Here is a 20,370-nt window from a genome sequence, read left to right as displayed (position 1 = left end):
GGATTCTATACAATACAATTGCTTCTACGCCTAAGCTATTAATCAGAAGTGAATACTTCTAAACTTAATGTAGGTGTACTGTTCTCACCTATTATAGCAAAATGATTCAAAAACGCTTAGCTAATAATTATGAATGATTTATGAACGATTACACCACTAAGAAAGTGAAAACATTACCATACGGATAGTGGTATGCTCACTTTCTACTGGTTTATGTTCAATTAACCGATTTTCCCTGTCTCTGCTAACACTCTTAATTGCTTTACTTCATGCTTTGTCAATTCACGATACTCTCCAGGTGCCAGGCCATATAAATCTAAAAAGGCAAAGCGCTCACGTTTTAATTTGACAACAGGTGTACCAATTGCCTCAAACATGCGACGCACTTGACGGTTTCGCCCTTCGTGAATGGTAATTTCACAAATTGCCTTACCTGCTTTCTCGTCAAAGGAGGTCATACTTACTATCGCTGGTGCCGTTTTACCATCCTCTAGCTTAATTCCTCGTTGCAGCTTTTTTAAACCTTCAATCGTCGGAACACCTTTAACACGCGCAATATAAGTTTTGTCGATTTTAAATTTCGGGTGTGTCAACATATAGGAAAATTCCCCATCATTTGTTAGCAACAATAGGCCAGATGTATCATAATCAAGACGCCCGACTGGGAAAATGCGTTGCGGAATATGCTTAAATAAATCTGTGACAGTTTTGCGTCCTTTATCATCTGTTACAGCTGAGATGGTTCCACGAGGTTTATATAATAGGTAATAAACCTTATCCTCTTTTTCAAGTTTTACGCCCTCAACTTCAATCGTATCTGAGTTGGACACCTTTGTACCTAGCTCACGCACTACAACGCCATTTACCTTTACTTTACCTTCTAAAATCAATTGCTCGGCCTTCCGCCTTGATGCAACACCTGCATACGCAATGACCTTTTGTAATCTCTCCATACTTTCACCTCTAGTTTTCATTCACACTGGCATTCATGCCAATTTATAAACCTTATAGAATCAGGTTATTTTTCCCGCTAATCTGTGAAAATTATGTCATACTTTTGTGTATTATTAAAGAAAAACTAATTATCAATGAGTAATTAGAGTATTTGAAATAATTTTTTATTAGCTAGTTTCTATAATTTTTAACACCTAACATTTACATTAGATCCTTTTTATCCAGGTTTAGTATGCTCGTTTCTTTAAATGACAAATCGACTGTGTTTCTAAAAAATTTTTTTCTAAGGGAATATTCGAATGTCAAAAAAATCAGCGTCTCGCTTTTAACGATCCGCTGATTCAACAGTTACTGCCTTTGCATATATTCGTTCCTCACCGATAAAAATCGATAGAACAGCCTCCTGACGTTTCCTTGAAACATGTAACACTTGCCTTACGTTATCTTTTTCCTCTTTCGTTAACTGTAAACGAATTGGTTGCTCTAAACGAATGGCTACCTTCTTGTTCACATTATATTTCCCTTTTTTCACCACTGTCTCAAGGTGGTACTCTTCCCAGACTTTATTGGCTAACCCACGATGTACATTCCAATCATCGGATTCATTCAGCGTGACAACAATACAGGTTTGCCCATCCTTTTGAAAGGCGGTAGCAAGTGTGCGACCAGCGATCTTTGTAAAACCTGTTTTTCCAGCAAAGGCTGAACCCATTGCAGTTTTTAAGGAACTCACTTGCAATTTGCTGTTGCTATCTAAGTCAGCGGCGGTCCCTGCTCCCTCTCTCAATAAACGATGCTTATTTTCCCAAAGCATGCCATTCTCTGTATTAGCTCGATATAAAACAGTTGAGGCGATTTTCTTGAATGTTTTATTTTGAAGGGCAATTCTCAGCATTTCTGCAGTATCCCTCGCTGATGATAGATGCTCATCATGATGTAAGCCAGAAGGGTTCATAAAAACGGTATTTGTGAGACCGGAGATAACAGCTCGCTCATTCATTAATTTGACAAATCCCTCTACTGACCCTCCAGCGTGCTCTGCTAAAGCCGTGGCCGCATCATTTCCTGAGCGTAGCATTAAACCATATAATAGCGTTTCAACCGTCACCTTTTCACCTGCTTGCAAGTAAATTGATGAGCCTTCTGCCATTGCAGCCCTTGGTGAAATAACCACTTCATCCTGTAGATTGCTATTTTCAATAGCAACAAGCGCTGTCCAAATTTTTGTTAGACTTGCAATGGGTAGCCGTGCATCACTATTTGATTCTAATAAAACACGGCCCGTATCCCCATCTAGGACAGCATATCCGCTCCCTCCTCTTGCTAGGCTGGTTTGCGGAAGCATAAGTATTAACCCGACTAACATGAACAATAGTACACGTACTAACCGAAGCAACGAGCCACTCCTTATTAAAAGTAATAGGAAAATATAAATAATATGAAATCCGATCTAATGGTGGGTTTTTCCAACCATTTGATAGCTCAACTAATGAAATTTCTAAAAAACGATCTTACACGATTTCAGCTTCCATTTAAAAGGATTTTACTAGATGTTTTGTTAGATACATATTTATGTTGAAAGTAATGTTTGATATGCCTTAAATATTACTTTACCCCACTAAAAGTTTCTTGAAATTTCGTCATAAATAAGTCTGTTTCCTGCTCTGTTTCCACGTTATCCTCTTCAGGTAGAGGTGGCATTTCTTCAATACTATTTAAACCAAAGTAGTTTAAAAATTCTTTTGTGGTACCATAAAGAATTGCACGACCTGTCCCTTCTGAACGGCCAACCTCTTTAATTAATCCTCTAGAAACAAGCGTTTGTATAGGTCTTTCACACTTCACACCGCGTAAATCTTCTATGGCTACACGTGTAATCGGCTGCTTATAGGCCACAATCGCAAGTACCTCAAGTGACGCTTGAGATAATGATTGAACAGTAGGGTTTTCTACTAATCTTTGAATAGAGTCTGCTAGTTCGGATTTTGTTATTAGCTGATAAACGCCTGCCATCTCTTTGACAGTTATGCCCCTTGCTAAATCCTCTTCATAGTTTGCACGTAATGCCTGCATAGCCTGTACAACCAGTTCTTCGGCCTCGCCTAGTAGCTGTGATAATTGTTTGATGGTTAAGCCATCATCTCCGACAACAAATAATAAAGCTTCAATTCTACTCTGTAGCATCATTGTTTTCGTCATCATCCCAATCCTCCTTCTGTAAGGTAACCGTTAATTCTTCAAAGTTACCGTCTTGCTCTACGATGACGACCTGACGTTTCATCAGCTCAAGTAGGGATAAAAACGTCAGAATAAGCGTTGGCTTATCTTCATAGGGAAAAAGCTCGAAAAATGATGCACGTCCACCTGTGGAACGTAATGAATCAACAACTGAGCGCATTTGGTCACTCACTGAACGCTCCTGTCTCGCAACAGTTGTCTTTAATGGTTTTTTTAATTTCTTCCGACGCATCAGCTTTTGAAAGGCACCAAGCATATCATAGATGTTGATATTCATATCAAATAACGCCATTTGTTCATCTGAGGCCAGCCCTGATAAATCTGCTGGTGGTCGTGTAAATACCTGTGCTCGGTCTGTTTCAAGCTCTTGCAGATTACTAGCTGCTTCCTTATATTTCTTGTACTCAATTAAACGTTGTACAAGTTCCTCACGTGGGTCTGGTCCATCCACTTCCAATTCTGCATCCTCCAGCTCACCTTCATGAATCGGTAAAAGCATACGGCTTTTAATGGCCAGTAATGTTGCAGCCATCACTAAATATTCACTAGCCTCATTTAACTCCAGTACTTGCATAGCATGTATATGGTCAATATATTGTTGAGTAATTTCAGCCATTGGGATATCATAGATATCAATTTCCAGTCTGTGAATTAAATGCAATAATAAATCAAGAGGCCCTGAAAAGGCATCTAATTTTACTTCATAAGACATTGTTTTACCACCCTGTGTTTCTATGTTCTTTTAGTATAGTGGAAAGGAGTCCAAAATGCATCCACAGCATCATACTTTATTTATCGACTACTGCGCATATTTCAATGGCAATCAAGATTTTTTTGAATGTCATGAAGTTCTTGAGGAATACTGGAAGGATATTGCTCCAGGTGATAAAAAACATCCGCTCGTAGGATACGTACAGCTTGCAACAGGCCTTTATCATTGGCGACGTCACAATTATACTGGTGCAGCACGTATCCTTGAGAAAGCATTCCATAATTTTCTATCTAATAGGAACAATATCTTTTTAACAGAAATTAACTACGATAAACTCATGTTACAACTTACCGAGGTACTTTCTGCTATTCATACAGGTAGACCCTTCCATGCCTTTCAGTTGCCCCTTTCTCCTGCATTGGAAGATTTAACAACCGCTCGCATACAACTTTTACCAACTAGTAACGCTAACTATCTTCTTCATAAACATATGCTTCGAGATCGCTCACATATTCTTGCAGAGAGACAAGAAAGCAAACATAGAAAAAGCAGACGTTAATTTTCGTCTGCTTCTTCATCCATACAATTTATACATTTTCGAACAAATTTACGTGTTTCATTCGTTGCGCGCACACTTTCGAACTGACCAAGTTCAGCCACTTCCTGTAGCATTTCCTTCGCAACGCCCTCTCCTCTGTAAGAAGGGACTACGGATACATGTTGAATCGTAGCAATATTATTATCGTCTGTTACAAGTCCGACAATGCCAACATACTCATCGTTCTTTTTCCATAAATATAATACCCAGTTATCATTATTTTCATAGGAGTGGATTGTCTCTGTGAGCTTTTTTATGTCTTTTTCGTTAGGCATAAACGAGAGTAGCCCCATTGCTATTTTCTCGAAAGCTTTTTTATATCGAATTAACATATTTGTCTATTCCCTCTTTTTCTAGCTGTACATAATCTTTGACTATCCTACACGATTTGTACTTTTACCGCAAGCCAATTTCTGTCTTACGAACCAGGTCCAAGTATTCCTTTAGACGCCAACACCCAATAAAGCACGCCCCACAATAAGATAAAAATTGAAATGGACGCTAGTAAAACCCATTTATTTTTCCTCAAATTTACTCACCCTTTTTTAACGTAAGCGGGAGATCGTTTTGTACAATATCTTCATAACTTTCACGTCGAATTGCTAATTGATGTTTACCATCTTCTACGAACACTACAGCTGGACGTGGAACACGATTGTAGTTACTTGCCATAGAATATCCATACGCGCCAGTACAGAAGATTGCTAATACATCTTCAGAAGCTGCCTCCTGAAGTTTTGCATCGATAATTAATTTATCACCGGATTCGCAAAGCTTCCCAGCCACTGTATAAGTTTCACTTTTTGGTTCACTTGCTTTACTTGCAATAACAGCCTCATATTTCGCTTCATATAGTGCTGGACGGATATTATCACTCATACCGCCATCTACAGCAATATATTGACGCACATCTGGCACTGTTTTTTGTGAACCAATTGTATAAAGAGATGTACCTGCATCACCTACAAGTGAGCGACCTGGTTCAATCCAAATTTCTGGCATTTTAAGTCCAAGTACAGTCGCTTTATTTTTGACGACTGTAATCATATCTTCAACATATACTTGTGGCTCAAGAGGTGCATCTTCTTCTGTATAACGAATTCCGAAGCCTCCTCCTAAGTTTAACACAGTACATGTAAAATCGTGAACCTTGTGCCAATCCGAAATTTTATCGATTAATTTTTCCCCCGCTAGGCCAAAACCTGCTGTGTCAAAAATTTGTGAGCCAATATGGCAGTGTAAACCTAGAAGTTCTAAATATTGATGGTTAAAAGTTTGTTGGAAAGCTTCATCTGCTTGACCATTATTTAAATCGAAGCCAAATTTAGAATCCGCTTGACCAGTCGTAATAAAATCATGCGTATGTGCCTCGACACCCGGAGTGACACGCAGTAAAATACGCATTTTTTGTTGGCGGCGCTCTGAAATTTCTTTTAATAACTGAATTTCATAGAAATTATCGACGACAATACAACCAATTTTGGCATCAAACGCTAGCTCTAACTCAGCCATGCTTTTATTATTACCATGGAAATGAATACGCTCAACAGGGAATCCAGCTTTTAACGCAGTAAATAATTCCCCTCCTGAAACTACATCTAACGATAAATTCTCCTCAGCCGCTAATTGGTAGACAGCTACACATGCAAAGGCCTTTGAAGCATAAGCTACTTCTGCTTTAACGCCCAGTTTTTTAAATGTATCAATAAAGCCGCGTGCACGCTTACGAATAAGCGCAGTATCGTACACAAATAAAGGTGTGCCATATTCTTTTGCAAGCTCTAGTGTATCTACCTGTCCTATTGTTAAATGACCTTTTTCAGAAATTGCTTGTGTCCCATATAAATGCATGTGCATCTCTCCCTTTTCACATCGTTCCATCCTGTGATACATCACATGAACATTTTAAAATTATACTTGAGTATAATTTTATTTCGTTTGTTTGAATGCTTCAATACTTTTAAAGCTTTCAAACAATCCTTCATGTTTATCTCCGTTCACAAATTTGTATTGAATAAATCAATTTCGCCTTGGCGTAATTGCGTCTGGATTTTGAATTGTACCTGTACATTTCATTCCTTTGAAAATCCGTGACATCCGCCGGAGGCTTTATCTTCATTCAGTGGTGTTTGGACATCCACTGAAAAGGAACCAAAATTGCATCATCTCTCTACTGTAGAGGTGGGAGTCTTCTATATCTGCCGCTACGCTTATGCGCATAAAACCTTTGCCGCTTTACTTTCGATACAAAAAACATTTACTGAATGAAGATAAACCATTTGTTGTATGAAGATAATTTTTGCAAAAATCACAAAATACTATATGTGAACTTTATCACATGAAAAAAACGAGTGCAACGGCTCCTATGATCTTTTTCGCTGCTTGGAATCGACTACATAAGGTCTTAAGGCATCTTCTGTCATTGGGAAACGGACAAGCACGCGAAGCATGGCCTTTGGAAAGAACGGAATAAGCGGCCATAAATAGGGCGCTTGCATCGGACGTAATGAACATAAATACGTAAATAATAGAAAAATACCTATGAATAACCCATTCACACCCCAGATTCCAGTCATTATTAACAACACTAGTCTAAAGAGTTTAATGGAGATACCGAGCTCATAAGTAGGAATAATAAAGGTTAGAATAGCGGAAACGGCTGTATATAACACTACCTCTGACGAGAAAAGCCCAACATCAATTGCAATCTGACCGATAATTACACCCGCAACTAACCCCATCGCAGTGGATAATGGTGATGGGGTATGAATGGCGGCCATCCTCAAAAATTCTATCCCTATATCTCCAATAAGTACTTGCAGTAAAAGTGGGATATGGGATTTTTCCTTTGCACCTAAAAAGGATAATGCATCGGGTAATAAAGATGGATTCGTTGCAAATACATACCATAAAGGTAATAAAAGTAAGCCCATTATTGCCCCAAAATACCTCATAAAACGAACAAATGTTCCAACCAATGGAGCCTGTCTATACTCTTCTGCATGTTGTAGTAAATGAAAAACTGTTGCAGGTACAATAATTACAGAAGGAGACGTATCGACAATAATGGCGATATGGCCCTCCAGTAAATGCGCTGCAGTAATATCTGGTCGTTCCGTATAACGGACAAAAGGAACTGGATGAAACTTTTGTTTAAACAACCATTCTTCTAGGGATTTATCAGTCATCGTCAAGCCATCATGATGAATTTGTCCTATGCGCTGTCGCAATTTATCGAGCGTTTCATCATTCGCAATACCCTTTATAAACACTAGTGCGACATCGGTTTGACCGATTTCGGATATTTTATGTAGCTCGAAACGTAAATTGCTATTGCGAATTCGCCGACGAATCAAAGCGGCATTTTGTGAAATACCTTCAATAAAACCATCCCTAGATCCCCGAATCACTTTTTCATTGTCAGGCTCCTCAGGTGTACGTCCTGGATAGCTTCGAATCTCTGCAACATAGCCGTAACCACTTTTAGTTATAAAGACTACTTGTCCACTTAATATGGCTAATAAAATAGCTTCACGTTTTGTTTCCTCTGAACGGCCTTGGTAATTGAAATAGGCTTCAAAATATTCCTTTTCATCCTCAATGTCAACATCCTCTTCAGGTAACATATTTGAAAGTAATTGCGTTAACACTATCCCATCAACAAGTCCACTTATATATGCACAAAGAACCGGCAAATCTTTGACAAATACATGCTTGATTGAAACGTCAAATGATTCGCCGTCACCAAATTGCTCATTAAGAAAATTTTCGGCTTCTTCTAAGCTGTTAAAAAGTTTATCTTTATCTGTCATGCTGTCACCATTTTCTTAGTTGTCTTTTTTTAGTTCTTCCTCTTCTATAGTGGCACTTGTGGCCATCCAGGTTTTTAATTGGGCAAGAATCTTTTTCTCTAAACGTGATACCTGCACTTGTGATATACCCAACCTATTGGCAATCTCTGTTTGGGTACAATCCGAGAAATAGCGCAAATAGATGATCGATTGCTCTCGTGGATCAAGTCTCGTTAATACCTCTTTAAGCGGAATATAATCAAAAGGCTGTTCAGATTTTTCATCCTTCATTTGATCCATTAATGTAATGGAATCTCCTTCACTTTCATACAATTGTTCATGTAAGGAAGCAGGATCTCTCAGAGCATCTGAAGCTGTAATAATCTCCTCAGCCGTGACACCAAGTACTTGAGCTAATTCATGAATGGTAGGTGGGTGCTCATTGTTTTTAATGAACTCATCTGTTGCGTGACGAATTTTAAAATTTAATTCCCGAATTGAGCGACTCACCTTCACCATCCCATCATCCCTTAGAAAGCGCTGGATTTCACCGATAATCATCGGTACTGCATAAGTCGAAAATTTCACATCATACGTTAAATCGAATTTATCCACGGATTTCATAAGACCTATACAGCCAATTTGAAATAAATCCTCAAGCTCCACGCCTCTAGTCGTAAAGCGTTGTACGATGGACCACACAAGTCTCGTATTTCCTTCTATCATACGTTTACGAGCCTCATGATCGCCCTGCTGCGCACGCGCAATTAAATCACGCATTTCTTCCTGTGACAATAGCTTATCGGACGACTGTTCTAACGGCTTCACAACCCTTACCTCACATTACCGGTGTGCGAACCGAGTAAAATTTCTTGGTAAATGTAACCGTTGTGCCCTCTTGCCATTTAGACATTACTGTTAATTGATCAGAAAAACTATCCATAATTGTGAAGCCCATACCTGAACGCTCTAATGCGCTTTTCGTGGTAAATAACGGCTCCATTGCACGGCTCACATCTTCTATACCAGTACCTTTATCCATAACAGACACAGTAACAATATCATCCTCACGCTTTGCATGAACTGTAACAACGCCTTTGCCATCCTCTTCATAGCCATGAATAATCGCATTGGAAACAGCCTCTGAAACAACTGTTTTAAATTCAGATAGCTCATCAATTGTTGGATCTAATTGTGCGATAAAGCCCGTTACAGCTACACGTGCCAAAGCTTCATTTTCACTAATTGCTAAAAAAGTTAATGTCATTTCATTATCCATTTACAATCCCCCTAACTCGTTCAATCGCTTCTTCTTCTGTTGCATCCATCATCCATGGTCCTAGACCTGAAAATTGAAATACTTTTCGCATTGTCGGCGATGGATTTAATAAAATAGTTCGACCAGCCACTGCTTCTAACTCACGCATCCGACCAAGTACTAAACCTACACCTGAGCTATCCATAAAGGAAAGTCCCTCTAGGTTCCAAATAATTGTCGATACAGCTCCTTGAAAAATGGCTGTAGAAATTTTTGCTCGAATTTGCTCTACCGCATGATGATCGAGCTCCCCAAATAACCGTATTACCACAGTCTCTTTTGTTACCATTTCTAATTGAAAATGCATGAACATCGCCTCCTCCTCGTGCAATTCCACATTTGACGTGGTGATTCCTTGCGGCTGACAGAACTAGTGCAAAGTCTTCCGAAATAGTGTCAAATCGACATACTGATAGCTTTTTAGGTTAAGTGCAGTATGGGATAAATCAACAATTTTTAAACGCAATCGACGTTTAATTCTTGAGTAAGTGAATCTATCCGTCATTTTGGCTCTTTTATCCATCTGTTTATTTAATCTATCCATTGATTCATTGAGTCTATCCACCACTTTAGCCCTTCTAACATAATAAAAAGCGAGAACCCCCCTTCCTAAAGAGAGTTCTCGCTTCAAATTATTTATGCAATTGTAAAAGCTTTCTGTACTTTATCCATTGCTTCCACATCAATTTCGCGATTTGAATATAAATAAGCAATCGCCTCGCCCTTACCTACATGATCACCTTTTTTGGCAAGCAATTGGATACCCGCATCGTAATCAAGCTCAGATTCCTTCGTTAATCGACCCGCACCAAGGGAAACACTAGCTTCACCGATTAACAGGGCATTAATTGTTGCTATAGTGCCTTCAGCAGGCGCTTTGACAGCTACTTTATTCATTGTATCTTTTTGCACAATATCGTCCAAATCGCCGCCCTGTGCCACAATAAATTCTTCAAATTTTGCCGCTGCTGAACCGTCCTCTAACACACGCTTCACGGCTGTAGTTGCCTCTGGTTCATTTACACCAGCTGCAACCTGATACATTAATGAGGAGATGATTGTACATTCCTCAAGTAGATCCTCATGTGTCTCATCCATATGACCTTTAAGTAACGCATAAGCCTCAACTACTTCTAGCTTATTTCCAATCATTTTACCTAACGGATTATCCATATCGCTTATATGAGCAACAACTTTTCGTCCTAGCTTTTCACCAATTGCAGTCATCGTGTCAGCTAAAACTTGAGCTTCCTGTTCCGTCTTCATAAATGCTCCTGAACCGCATTTAACATCTAATACAATGCCGTCCGCACCACTTGCAATTTTCTTACTCATAATTGATGCTGCAATTAGCGGAATGGAATCGACAGTACCTGTCACATCTCGCAACGCATATAGCTTTTTGTCAGCAGGGACAAGATTACCTGTCTGACCAGCCACCGCAATTTTATGTTTATTGACATTGTCGATAAATTCCTGTGAGGAAAGCTCCGTCTTAAGCCCGCGAATAGATTCTAATTTATCGATCGTTCCCCCAGTGATCCCCAGACCCTTACCACTAAATTTTGCTACTGGAATACCTAATGCAGCAATTATTGGTGTAACAATAAGTGTAACTTTATCACCTACTCCACCAGTTGAGTGTTTGTCTATTTTAAAGCCTTCAATAGATGTTAAATCAATTACATCACCGGAATCTATCATTGCCTTTGTTAAATAAAATGTTTCATCATCTGTCATACCCAATAAACGAATTGCCATTAATAAAGAGCTTGCTTGATAGTCAGGGATTGAACCAGTAGTATAGCCTTCAACGAAATACTGAATTTCAGCCTGTGATAGCTCCTTGCCTTGTTTTTTCTTTTCAAACAGCTGTGCCATATTCATACGAAAACCCCCTATTTCAGTTCATTTAAGAAACTTTTACCGAATGCTGGTGCTTCAACGTTGAAGTTTTCAGCAATTGTAGCTGCAATATCTGCAAACGTTTCGCGCAGAGCAAGCTCACGTCCACCATTAAAACGTGGTGAATAGATAATTAATGGTACAAATTCACGTGTATGATCTGTACCATGGAATGTTGGATCATTTCCGTGGTCGGCTGTAATAATTAGCAAATCATCCTCTGTCATTGCCTCAGTAATTTCTGGTAATCGTGCATCGAATTCCTGTAATGCATTTCCATAGCCTAATGGATCACGTCGATGTCCGAAATTGGCATCAAAGTCTACTAAGTTTAAGAAGCTGATCCCGTGGAAATTACGGCGCACAACCTCCGCAAATTTATCCATACCATCCATATTATTTTTCGTACGAACTGCATCTGTGACACCTTCACCGTTGAAAATATCAGAGATTTTGCCGATAGCGATTACATCAAAGCCTGCATCCTTTAATACATTCATCGTTGTACGACCAAAAGGCTTTAACGCGTAGTCATGACGATTAGATGTACGTGTGAAGTTCCCAGGCGTACCGATAAATGGACGGGCTATAACACGACCAACTAAATATTCTGGTTGAAGCGTTAGCTCACGTGCAATTTCACAAATTTTATAGAGCTCCTCCACAGGAATAATTTCTTCATGTGCAGCAATTTGCAGAACTGGGTCTGCTGAGGTATAAACAATTATGGCACCTGTCTCCATATGCTCCTTACCAAAGTCCTCGATGACTTGTGTACCACTTGCAGGTTTGTTGCACAGTACTTTACGGCCTGTGCGTTTTTCGAGCTCTGCAATTAATTCTGCAGGGAACCCTTCCGGATACACTTTAAAGGGTTTATCAATATTTAGTCCCATGATTTCCCAATGACCTGTCATTGTATCTTTACCAACTGATGCTTCCTGCATTTTTCCATAGTATGCTTTTGGTTCTACTGCTGCCTGCATACCTTGTAGTGGTTCAATATTCGCTAAGCCCAAAGCCTCCATATGTGGCATTGTAAGCCCATTCATTTTTTCAGCGATATGACCAAGTGTATGTGCACCAACATCGCCAAAGTTTGCTGCGTCTGGAGCTTCACCAATTCCCACTGAGTCCAAAACTACTACATGAATTTTATTAAATGGTTTATTCATAATTGTTGCCTCCTAATCTCATGACTCTATTTTACCAAAAAAAAGCGAAAAATAAAGGTCAGACATCCGACTAACATACAATTTACATTCTTAAGCTCGTGGATGAAACTGCTTATAAACTTCTGATAGCCTTGTTTTACTAATATGTGTATAGATTTGTGTTGTGGAAATATCCGCATGACCAAGCATCTCCTGCACGGCCCGTAAATCCGCACCGTTTTCTACTAAGTGCGTTGCAAATGAATGACGCAATGTGTGTGGCGTTAATTCATGTTGGATGCCTGCCTTTAAAGCATGCTCCTTCATTAATTTCCAACAACCCTGTCTTGTTAAACGTTTCCCTCGTTGATTGATAAAAAAAGCATCGGTTTTTGGGTATTTTCCTTGTAATTGACCACGAGCACTATTTAAATAGTGATTTAATGCAGAAAGAGCGCTTTTTCCAAGGGGGATAATACGCTCCTTTCCTCCCTTACCGAAAACACGGACAAAGCCCATTGTTAGATGAATATCTGATAAGTCCAATGCAATTAGCTCACTAATTCGCATCCCTGAGCCATATAACAATTCCAGCATAGCCACATCACGCACACCCTGGGGCTTGCTGCGATTAGGTGCTATTAATAATGCTTCAATTTCTTCAATAGAAAGGATATTTGGTAGCTTTTGCTCAATTGTTGGCATTTCTAAATGCACTGTTGGGTCTGTTTCAGCACGCTTTTCTCGCAGTAAAAATTGGTGGAAGCTACGGATAGAGGAGATATGGCGGGCAACGGTACGACTTGTCTTCCCCTGCATCCGTAATTGCTCCAAATGACGTAAAATGATTGTTCTCTCCACCTTGCGGAAATCTGACATTGCCTCAACTTCCTGCAAAAAACTCACATACGTTTCTAAATCTCGGCGATAGGATGCTAAAGTATTGTCAGATAACTGCCGTTCAACTTGGATAAAATGGATGTAATCCTCTATTGCATATTGAAATTCATTCATCACAACGCCCCCTCTAACTGTCAATTATTCTCTATTTTAGCACGCATCCAAAAATTGTGCTTAAATGCCCACTTGCACCATTCATCCATCTCTCATGGAGTGGCTATGTAGGCAAAAAACAAAAAACTGCCCGATTCAATCTAGAACTTAAGATTAAAACAGACAGTTTCTCGTTATTTTTCTTCATTCGATTCGTCGTTTTTATCATGACAGCGCCAGCAAATGCCGTGGAAAGTTAGTCGGTGATCCTTAATGATAAAGTTCCAACGCTTTTCAACAACAGCTTCCACATCTTCAAGTAAATCTTCCTGAATTTCATCTACCGCACCACATTCGATACAAACCAGATGATGGTGGAAATGCGCAGCACCCTCTTGGCGTAAATCATAGCGTGATACGCCATCGCCAAAGTTGATTTTGTCGACAATTTTGAGCTCAGTTAGTAATTCTAACGTTCTATAGACAGTGGCTAGACCAATCTCAGGTGCCTTTTCTTTTACTAAAAGATACACATCTTCTGCACTTAAGTGGTCTTCTTCGTGCTCAAGCAGTACAGCAACTGTTGCTTCTCGCTGCGGCGTCAGCTTATAACTTGCACTATGCAACTGTTTTTTTATTCGGTCAATTCGGCTCTCCATGTGACGCCCCCCTAAACTCTTTCCATTATACCAAAGGAGTAAATCCTATTACAAGATAGTGAATAGATTTCAAATATGCTTTTGCAAGTTTTTACATCATGCTAACTTTGTGAATGTGAACCTATTATTTTAATACATATGAAATAACAATAAACTCAGCCACTATTATGATGAAAAACGCAACAAAATTCAACAAAATTGTCCGACCAGGTACCATTTTCCCGATTTTTCGCTTTGACCAAGCAGGTACAAGTAAATTGCATAGGATTAGCAACAATATACAATAGATGAGCTGAAATGGAAACCACCAAATCGTATAAACCCAAAAAGCTTCAAGTTTTTGTAATAAAAAAACAGAACTAAAGCCAAAAAAGGTTGCACGTATCGCCACTGTTACACGTACTAACACCTTTAAGACACTATGGGTAGCCAGCAATAATACAAGAGCTATTGAAACGGCAACTGGTAGTACTAATCGAAATATAGAATGCCTGTCCCCATCTGCTAAACGAGGTTCTATAAATAATATAAAAGGCTCCGCATTCGGTCCACCGATAATATGAAAGAAGATAACGCCACAAACAAAGCTCACAGCTATAATGGAAGAGTGATAAAATATAGACACCGTACGAGACATAAACATGCTCCTTTTCTATCAAGGTTTGTACAGCTTATGCTCGTCCGTCTCTATTATGCTAAAGATTATTTTCTTATTGTGTCGCAAGCCAAAGTACTGCAAACGCTGTTTTAGCATCATATATACGCTCATCTACAATCATCTGTTGGGCTTCTTCCAACGAAACTTCTAATAATTCGACAAACTCATCTTCATCTAAATCTGCTTTATTGTCAATTTTATATAAATCTTTTGCAATAAAAAGATGAATCACCTCATCTGCAAAGCCTGGAGAAGTTGCGAATGTTTGTAAAAAGGTAAAGCTTTGAGCACCGTAGCCCGTTTCCTCCTCTAACTCACGACGTGCTGTCACTATTGGCTCCTCACCAGGTTCAAGCTTCCCAGCTGGAATTTCAATAATTGACCGTTCAAGTGCTTTCCGATACTGCTCTACTAACACTAATTTACCCTCAGCAGTAACAGCAATCACCGCTACAGCTCCTGGATGCTTAATAATTTCACGTTTCGCCACCTGTCCATTTGGTAATGTGACATCATCAATTTGTAGCTTCACAATTTTTCCGTCATAAATAGCTGTAGTCTTTATTGTTTTTTCCTCAAACTTTTTCATTGACGATTACCTCGCTTGTTCTTCAGATATGTTCATTGTACCATTACAGATAGAGAAATCGAAGGAGGTCATTCACATGAAAAAAAGACAGCTTGGTTCTAGTGAATTATTTATTTCTGAAATCAGTTTAGGAGGTATGTCTCTTTCGACAGATAAGAAAAAGGCTACTGGTATTATCGATATGGCACTGGATGCCGGCATTAACTATGTCGATACAGCCGATTTATATGATTTTGGGGCAAATGAGGAAATGATTGGCACAATTTTAGGGAAACGTCGTCAGGATGTTATCGTAGCTACGAAGGTAGGTAATCGATGGACGGAAGGCAAAGAAGGATGGCATTGGGATGCATCACCTTCCTATATAAAGGAAGCTGTGCGCGCTAGCTTGAAACGACTTGGTACTGATTATATAGATGTTTATCAGCTACATGGTGGTACCTTTGAGGATGATTGGGATGGAATCATAGAGACTTTTGAAGATTTAAAAACAGATGGTCTAATCAGAGAATATGGTATTTCATCTATTCGACCAAATGTACTTAAACGTTTTTTACCAGCAAGCTCAGCGAAAAGTGTTATGATGCAATATAGTGCCTTGGATCGTCGTCCAGAGGAATGGCTCGATTTTATCGCTAAAGAAGGTGCCTCTGTTGTAACTCGTGGCACTGTTGCAAAGGGTTTACTAACGAATAGCTGGCAAGAGCGTTTGCAGCATGGTAGCGGCTTTAACACATACACAGCTGAGGAATTAACAACAGCACTAACAAACTTAGCCTCACATTATCATGATTTACATGCACTAGCCATTGCCTTTAATCTAAAGGAATCTGCTATTGCCTCAACTGTGATTGGTGCAAGCTCTCAGGAACAGCTAGCACAAACTCTAGCTGCCTATGAAAAAATAGATTCCATCACTGACTTTACAGTAGCCAACGAGCTAACAAAAGCGGAACTCTATTTAGAACACCGATGAAGAAATGGCTTGTCTTGGTAGTATTTTTGTTGGTGCTTGTTATTTCATCTAGCATGACCTATGAGCAGCAAAGCATACTTCCAGAATTAGAGGATATCTTAGCAAATAAACCCTTTGAGAAACAATTATCTTTATTACACATTCCATATTGGGATACGGTCGTTTCTGTGGAAGAGCGTGGTTATTTTAAATTTGTAGAGTTTTTAATTCGAAAACTAACGCATTTTGTGGGATTCGGTTGCATTGCACTTGGAATTTACTTTGCATGGGGCAAACGTCGATTTCCGGCATTAGTCGCAATTGTAGGAACAGCTATCATTGCCATACTTGATGAGTTTCGTCAAAGCTTTACACCAGGACGAATGATGAGTGGGCAGGATGTCCTTGTCGATACAGCTGGCGCCATTGTTTTTGTGGGTATTGTTGTGTTTGTTAAGAAATTAAGAAAGTAGAGCATTTTATTTAATGTAACTCTGCTATTCCAAAAAAGTAACGAAAAAATGATGGTTTGCAAAAGGTTACATTCCCTTCTAATAATTATTAGAAGGAAGCAATTTGAATGAAAAAAATACAATTAAACTCACCTGAATTTAATCGTGTACTGAAAAATTTACAATTTGAAAATTTATCACTAACTCCCACACTTCAAAAAAAAGTGCTTGAAATCGTTAATTCTGGTGAGCAAATTTCGCCAACTATTATTAAGGAAGCTTTAAAAAATGGGATAGTATAATGAGAAATTTAATGATGATTTCCTTCTAAAAACAAACCTTCTAGGTATTTCTGATTATAAAAATTTTGAATTAGCAGAAGCTTTTGTGTTTTCACTCAGAGCTACACAAATTGAACAAGGAACATACAAAATCAACTCATTCTATCTTCGTGACTTCCAACGTTTACACGCACATCTATTTTATTCTTTTTTTACAAGCATATGCTTTATCTAAAGGTGTTAACTGGAATTTTACAGATATAGATCAAGATACTTATTTAAAAGCTATGATTCAATCTGTTACCGATACAGAACTTCTAGAAAACCTATTTTTAAATACTATTGAATTTATCTAAACAATTGAAACAAATGTTACTATAAAACTCAAAAGCTCTTTTATAAACAAAAACAGTGAACCCGTATGTGGATTCACTGTTTTCTTTTAAAATTTTGAGCCTTTATCCCCGTATTCGTTTAGAAGTTCTTCAAACGATTTGTTCTTTTCACGCTGCTTACGCTCAAAGGCTAGTTTGGCTTGGCGCTCTTCTTCAGCAGCCTGCTCCTTCGCTGCTAAATCCTGTTTAGCTGCCTTTAACTTAGCAAGCACATCTCCACCAAGCTGATCCGCTAAGGTCATGGCCTCCTGCTTTGGTAAGGTAGCTGTCAAACTACCATCCATACGTTGCTGTTGCTGTTTTCGTTTTTTACCCATTACTTTCACCTTCTTACTGTCATCAAGGGCGTTTAACAATTGTTGCTACACCTTGACCCCCACCGATACAGAGTGTAGCAAGACCTGTTTTGGCATTAGTCTTTTCCATCTCATGTAAAAGTGTTACTAAAATACGTGCACCACTTGCACCAATTGGGTGACCAAGGGCAATTGCTCCCCCATTGACATTTAGTTTATCATGATTAAAGCCTAATTCGCGATCGACAGCTATGGATTGTGCTGCAAATGCTTCATTCGCTTCAATTAAATCAATTGCTTCTAAAGAAACATCAGCCTTTGCCAATGCTTTCTTTACGGCTGTGACAGGTCCAGTTCCCATAATGGCTGGGTCAACACCTGCACTTGCATTGGCGGCAATTAATGCCATCGGTTGAATGCCTAACGCTTCTGCTTTTTCTTTTGACATAACAACAACTGCTGCTGCGCCATCATTAATGCCAGATGCATTGGCTGCTGTTACTGATCCATCCTTCTTAAAGGCAGGACGTAATTTGGATAGAGACTCTGCTGTCACACCTTTACGAGGGAATTCATCTTTATCAAAAACAATTGACTCTCCCTTACGCTGAGGTATTTCCACAGCGACGATTTCATCATTAAATTTCCCTGCCTCAATAGCTGCTTCTGCACGCTGTTGTGAACGTGCCGAAAAAGCATCTTGCTCTTCTCGAGAAATCTCATAGGCATCACATAAATTTTCTGCGGTAATGCCCATATGATAATCATTAAACGCACACCATAAACCGTCATGAATCATCGTATCGACAACCTTCTGATCTCCCATACGGAAGCCTTCACGAGCATTTTTTAAAACATATGGTGCTTGACTCATATTTTCAAAGCCACCTGCCACGATAATATCTGCGTCTCCTGCTAAAATGGCCTGTGTCGCTAAATGCACTGCTTTTAAGCCTGAGCCACACACCTTATTAATCGTTAAGGCTGATACTTCATGTGGTAAGCCTGCTGCAATGGCTGCTTGACGGGCTGGATTTTGCCCAAGTCCTGCCGATAAAACATTCCCCATTATGACCTCGTCAACTTGTTCGCCTGCTACGCCAGCACGTGCCAATGCTTCTTTAATGACAATACTGCCTAAAGTTGTCGCTGGTATGTTCTTTAATGCTCCTTGAAAAGAGCCAATCGCTGTACGTACAGCACTTACGATTACTACCTCGTTTGCCATATCCATTCTCCCCTTTTCCCCGTTCAAAAATCAACACTGCTGCATATGCTACTAGCAGATATGTATATTTTAACAAATGTTTTGACGATTTTCGATAATAGAAATAATCGCAGTTTTGCCGAAGTTATTGTAAAATGTTGACGTGTTTTAAACAATCTTAGTTGGGAACATTACAAATAGAAACAGGACGTGGAGGTGCTAATCATGAAGAAGAAAATGCTATTATTGTCAGGTATTACAACGACGCTTGCCGCTGCAGCAACAGGACTGTTCGGCTTTGCGCTTTCAAATAAATTGATGTACATTCAACAAAAGGACCCCGAGTTTGTACGTGAACGGGAAACTACAGCTAAACGCTTTGACGAAGCTTGGTACAATAAAAATTTAAAATGTGAATTAAATATTGATTCACCTAATGGCTATACAATTCGAGGTATTATGTTTCAGCCGTTAGAAACCGATAACACCATCATTATTTGCCATGGCGTAACAGAAAATAAAATCAACTCTGTCAAATATGCTCGACTTTTTGAACGACTCGGATACAATTCTGTCATTTTTGATCATCGTCGCCATGGGGAGTCCGGAGGTAAAACAACTAGCTATGGCTATTATGAGAAAAATGACTTGGATGCCGTGGTGAAAACGGTCAAAGCGATGATTGGAGAAAATGCGATTCTTGGTATTCATGGGGAATCAATGGGTGCTGCAACAATGCTCCTTTATGCAGGAACAATAGAGGATGGTGCAGATTTCTATATTTCAGATTGTGCCTTTTCTGATTTTTCCATGCTCCTTCGACAAATTGCCAAAACAGAATTTAAGTACGGCTCTATTATTCCCATTCGTTTTGCAGATTTTTTTATTCGATTGCGTGACGGCTATTCCTTTAAAAGTGTGACACCAGCTGAAGCAGTCACAAATATTAAAAAGCCCATACTCTTTATCCATAGTATTCCTGATACATTTATTCCTCCTTCTATGTCACTGGACTTATACAATAAAAAGATTGGTCCTAAGAAATTAAAGCTATTTGATACAGGAGCCCATGCTCAATCCTTTAATGAAAATATGGCTGAATATGAGGATTTAATTCATGATTTTTTAGAAAGCTTCATTTATCAGAAAATGAATCGTGAATCTTCCTCCTCAAATGTTATTCCATTTCACTTTTAAAAATGGAAAACCTTGCGT

At 39.1% G+C, this 20,370-nt stretch carries 24 protein-coding genes; 6 read left to right on the top strand and 18 right to left on the bottom strand.

Features of this window, described 5'->3' with window-relative positions; translation table 11 throughout:
- Positions 1-221 precede the first annotated feature (221 nt).
- The 4 genes from B2R82_RS22220 to B2R82_RS22205 form a co-directional block, all read right to left on the bottom strand.
- Positions 222-953, bottom strand: coding sequence for a pseudouridine synthase (locus B2R82_RS22220; protein WP_283871319.1), 732 nt, complete (start codon positions 951-953; stop codon positions 222-224).
- Positions 954-1,279: 326 nt separating this feature from the next.
- Entirely contained in the window at positions 1,280-2,350 is a 1,071-nt protein-coding gene (locus tag B2R82_RS22215; protein ID WP_286927104.1) for a D-alanyl-D-alanine carboxypeptidase family protein, read from the bottom strand.
- 209 nt (positions 2,351-2,559) lie between these two features.
- Positions 2,560-3,153, bottom strand: coding sequence for an SMC-Scp complex subunit ScpB (scpB, locus tag B2R82_RS22210; protein ID WP_286927103.1), 594 nt, complete (start codon positions 3,151-3,153; stop codon positions 2,560-2,562).
- Entirely contained in the window at positions 3,125-3,904 is a 780-nt protein-coding gene (locus B2R82_RS22205; RefSeq protein WP_283871317.1) for a segregation/condensation protein A, read from the bottom strand. The genes scpB and B2R82_RS22205 overlap by 29 nt, the downstream gene beginning before the upstream one ends.
- Before the next feature lie 55 nt (positions 3,905-3,959).
- Between B2R82_RS22205 and B2R82_RS22200 the strand changes: the two genes are divergently transcribed.
- Positions 3,960-4,463, top strand: coding sequence for a DUF309 domain-containing protein (locus tag B2R82_RS22200; protein ID WP_286927102.1), 504 nt, complete (start codon positions 3,960-3,962; stop codon positions 4,461-4,463).
- Here B2R82_RS22200 and B2R82_RS22195 read toward each other — a convergent pair.
- The 12 genes from B2R82_RS22195 to B2R82_RS22140 form a co-directional block, all read right to left on the bottom strand.
- Positions 4,460-4,834, bottom strand: a complete 375-nt coding sequence (locus B2R82_RS22195; protein ID WP_286927101.1) for a GNAT family N-acetyltransferase — start codon at positions 4,832-4,834, stop codon at positions 4,460-4,462. The genes B2R82_RS22200 and B2R82_RS22195 overlap by 4 nt on opposite strands.
- Positions 4,835-5,033: 199 nt before the next feature.
- Positions 5,034-6,353 (bottom strand): diaminopimelate decarboxylase, encoded by a 1,320-nt coding sequence (lysA, locus tag B2R82_RS22190; protein ID WP_286927100.1) that lies wholly within the window; start codon positions 6,351-6,353, stop codon positions 5,034-5,036.
- 512 nt (positions 6,354-6,865) lie between these two features.
- Entirely contained in the window at positions 6,866-8,314 is a 1,449-nt protein-coding gene (locus B2R82_RS22185) for a spore germination protein (RefSeq protein WP_286927099.1), read from the bottom strand.
- 15 nt (positions 8,315-8,329) lie between these two features.
- The gene (gene sigF / locus B2R82_RS22180) at positions 8,330-9,073 is read right to left on the bottom strand and encodes an RNA polymerase sporulation sigma factor SigF (RefSeq protein WP_376781219.1); all 744 of its coding nucleotides are present in this window, start codon (positions 9,071-9,073) and stop codon (positions 8,330-8,332) included.
- Positions 9,074-9,131: 58 nt separating this feature from the next.
- Positions 9,132-9,572 (bottom strand): anti-sigma F factor, encoded by a 441-nt coding sequence (gene spoIIAB, locus B2R82_RS22175; protein ID WP_054772225.1) that lies wholly within the window; start codon positions 9,570-9,572, stop codon positions 9,132-9,134.
- Entirely contained in the window at positions 9,565-9,918 is a 354-nt protein-coding gene (gene spoIIAA, locus B2R82_RS22170; RefSeq protein ID WP_286927097.1) for an anti-sigma F factor antagonist, read from the bottom strand. The genes spoIIAB and spoIIAA overlap by 8 nt, the downstream gene beginning before the upstream one ends.
- 329 nt (positions 9,919-10,247) lie before the next feature.
- Positions 10,248-11,498: a thymidine phosphorylase gene (locus B2R82_RS22165; protein ID WP_286927096.1), complete on the bottom strand. Its 1,251-nt coding sequence runs from the start codon at positions 11,496-11,498 to the stop codon at positions 10,248-10,250.
- 11 nt (positions 11,499-11,509) lie between these two features.
- A complete protein-coding gene (deoB, locus tag B2R82_RS22160) occupies positions 11,510-12,691 on the bottom strand; it encodes a phosphopentomutase (protein ID WP_286927095.1) in 1,182 nt (393 codons plus the stop codon).
- Between the two features lie 90 nt (positions 12,692-12,781).
- Positions 12,782-13,684, bottom strand: a complete 903-nt coding sequence (xerD, locus tag B2R82_RS22155; RefSeq protein ID WP_286927094.1) for a site-specific tyrosine recombinase XerD — start codon at positions 13,682-13,684, stop codon at positions 12,782-12,784.
- Between the two features lie 173 nt (positions 13,685-13,857).
- A complete protein-coding gene (locus tag B2R82_RS22150) occupies positions 13,858-14,322 on the bottom strand; it encodes a Fur family transcriptional regulator (protein ID WP_004232171.1) in 465 nt (154 codons plus the stop codon).
- Between the two features lie 124 nt (positions 14,323-14,446).
- Positions 14,447-14,959, bottom strand: a complete 513-nt coding sequence (locus tag B2R82_RS22145; protein ID WP_286927093.1) for a hypothetical protein — start codon at positions 14,957-14,959, stop codon at positions 14,447-14,449.
- Positions 14,960-15,032: 73 nt separating this feature from the next.
- Positions 15,033-15,569 (bottom strand): NUDIX domain-containing protein, encoded by a 537-nt coding sequence (locus B2R82_RS22140; protein WP_286927092.1) that lies wholly within the window; start codon positions 15,567-15,569, stop codon positions 15,033-15,035.
- Between the two features lie 76 nt (positions 15,570-15,645).
- On the opposite strand from B2R82_RS22140, the gene B2R82_RS22135 reads away from it, so the two are divergent.
- From B2R82_RS22135 to B2R82_RS22120, 4 genes are all read left to right on the top strand, one after another.
- Positions 15,646-16,545, top strand: coding sequence for an aldo/keto reductase (locus B2R82_RS22135; RefSeq protein WP_286927091.1), 900 nt, complete (start codon positions 15,646-15,648; stop codon positions 16,543-16,545).
- Positions 16,542-16,997, top strand: coding sequence for a VanZ family protein (locus tag B2R82_RS22130; RefSeq protein WP_286927090.1), 456 nt, complete (start codon positions 16,542-16,544; stop codon positions 16,995-16,997). Before B2R82_RS22135 ends, B2R82_RS22130 begins: the two co-directional genes overlap by 4 nt.
- A 107-nt stretch (positions 16,998-17,104) precedes the next feature.
- Positions 17,105-17,278: a Zn-dependent hydrolase gene (locus B2R82_RS22125; protein WP_286927089.1), complete on the top strand. Its 174-nt coding sequence runs from the start codon at positions 17,105-17,107 to the stop codon at positions 17,276-17,278.
- A 110-nt stretch (positions 17,279-17,388) separates the two neighbouring features.
- Complete coding sequence (locus B2R82_RS22120; RefSeq protein ID WP_286927088.1) at positions 17,389-17,613, top strand: hypothetical protein; 225 nt, start codon at positions 17,389-17,391, stop codon at positions 17,611-17,613.
- 86 nt (positions 17,614-17,699) lie between these two features.
- On the opposite strand, the gene B2R82_RS22115 is transcribed toward B2R82_RS22120, so the two are convergent.
- Both B2R82_RS22115 and B2R82_RS22110 read right to left on the bottom strand, forming a co-directional pair.
- Positions 17,700-17,969, bottom strand: coding sequence for a YqkE family protein (locus B2R82_RS22115; RefSeq protein WP_286927087.1), 270 nt, complete (start codon positions 17,967-17,969; stop codon positions 17,700-17,702).
- A gap of 22 nt (positions 17,970-17,991) precedes the next feature.
- Entirely contained in the window at positions 17,992-19,176 is a 1,185-nt protein-coding gene (locus B2R82_RS22110; RefSeq protein WP_286927086.1) for an acetyl-CoA C-acetyltransferase, read from the bottom strand.
- Between the two features lie 204 nt (positions 19,177-19,380).
- Here B2R82_RS22110 and B2R82_RS22105 point away from each other — a divergent pair, with 204 nt between their 5' ends.
- A complete protein-coding gene (locus B2R82_RS22105) occupies positions 19,381-20,352 on the top strand; it encodes an alpha/beta hydrolase (protein ID WP_286927085.1) in 972 nt (323 codons plus the stop codon).
- The last annotated feature ends 18 nt before the right edge of the window (positions 20,353-20,370 follow it).

The sequence above is a fragment of the Lysinibacillus sp. UBA6686 genome (genome assembly GCF_002455205.1).
In the GTDB taxonomy this organism is placed as follows: domain Bacteria; phylum Bacillota; class Bacilli; order Bacillales_A; family Planococcaceae; genus Lysinibacillus; species Lysinibacillus pakistanensis.
Note: the sequence above shows the minus strand (reverse complement) of the source record. Positions and strands in the feature narration are given on the sequence as shown.

Bases quoted from the DNA above. Each gene is read 5' to 3' on its own strand.
- B2R82_RS22130 (WP_286927090.1), top strand. From the start codon at position 16,542: ATGAAGAAATGGCTTGTCTTGGTAGTATTTTTGTTGGTGCTTGTTATT.
- B2R82_RS22140 (WP_286927092.1), bottom strand. From the start codon at position 15,569: ATGAAAAAGTTTGAGGAAAAAACAATAAAGACTACAGCTATTTATGAC.
- B2R82_RS22220 (WP_283871319.1), bottom strand. From the start codon at position 953: ATGGAGAGATTACAAAAGGTCATTGCGTATGCAGGTGTTGCATCAAGG.
- xerD (WP_286927094.1), bottom strand. From the start codon at position 13,684: ATGAATGAATTTCAATATGCAATAGAGGATTACATCCATTTTATCCAA.
- B2R82_RS22115 (WP_286927087.1), bottom strand. From the start codon at position 17,969: ATGGGTAAAAAACGAAAACAGCAACAGCAACGTATGGATGGTAGTTTG.
- B2R82_RS22110 (WP_286927086.1), bottom strand. From the start codon at position 19,176: ATGGCAAACGAGGTAGTAATCGTAAGTGCTGTACGTACAGCGATTGGC.
- B2R82_RS22125 (WP_286927089.1), top strand. From the start codon at position 17,105: ATGAAAAAAATACAATTAAACTCACCTGAATTTAATCGTGTACTGAAA.
- deoB (WP_286927095.1), bottom strand. From the start codon at position 12,691: ATGAATAAACCATTTAATAAAATTCATGTAGTAGTTTTGGACTCAGTG.
- B2R82_RS22135 (WP_286927091.1), top strand. From the start codon at position 15,646: ATGAAAAAAAGACAGCTTGGTTCTAGTGAATTATTTATTTCTGAAATC.
- B2R82_RS22165 (WP_286927096.1), bottom strand. From the start codon at position 11,498: ATGAATATGGCACAGCTGTTTGAAAAGAAAAAACAAGGCAAGGAGCTA.
- B2R82_RS22150 (WP_004232171.1), bottom strand. From the start codon at position 14,322: ATGGAGAGCCGAATTGACCGAATAAAAAAACAGTTGCATAGTGCAAGT.
- B2R82_RS22185 (WP_286927099.1), bottom strand. From the start codon at position 8,314: ATGACAGATAAAGATAAACTTTTTAACAGCTTAGAAGAAGCCGAAAAT.
- scpB (WP_286927103.1), bottom strand. From the start codon at position 3,153: ATGACGAAAACAATGATGCTACAGAGTAGAATTGAAGCTTTATTATTT.
- spoIIAA (WP_286927097.1), bottom strand. From the start codon at position 9,918: ATGCATTTTCAATTAGAAATGGTAACAAAAGAGACTGTGGTAATACGG.
- sigF (WP_376781219.1), bottom strand. From the start codon at position 9,073: ATGCGTGATTTAATTGCGCGTGCGCAGCAGGGCGATCATGAGGCTCGT.
- spoIIAB (WP_054772225.1), bottom strand. From the start codon at position 9,572: ATGGATAATGAAATGACATTAACTTTTTTAGCAATTAGTGAAAATGAA.
- B2R82_RS22105 (WP_286927085.1), top strand. From the start codon at position 19,381: ATGAAGAAGAAAATGCTATTATTGTCAGGTATTACAACGACGCTTGCC.
- B2R82_RS22145 (WP_286927093.1), bottom strand. From the start codon at position 14,959: ATGTCTCGTACGGTGTCTATATTTTATCACTCTTCCATTATAGCTGTG.
- lysA (WP_286927100.1), bottom strand. From the start codon at position 6,353: ATGCATTTATATGGGACACAAGCAATTTCTGAAAAAGGTCATTTAACA.
- B2R82_RS22195 (WP_286927101.1), bottom strand. From the start codon at position 4,834: ATGTTAATTCGATATAAAAAAGCTTTCGAGAAAATAGCAATGGGGCTA.
- B2R82_RS22205 (WP_283871317.1), bottom strand. From the start codon at position 3,904: ATGTCTTATGAAGTAAAATTAGATGCCTTTTCAGGGCCTCTTGATTTA.
- B2R82_RS22200 (WP_286927102.1), top strand. From the start codon at position 3,960: ATGCATCCACAGCATCATACTTTATTTATCGACTACTGCGCATATTTC.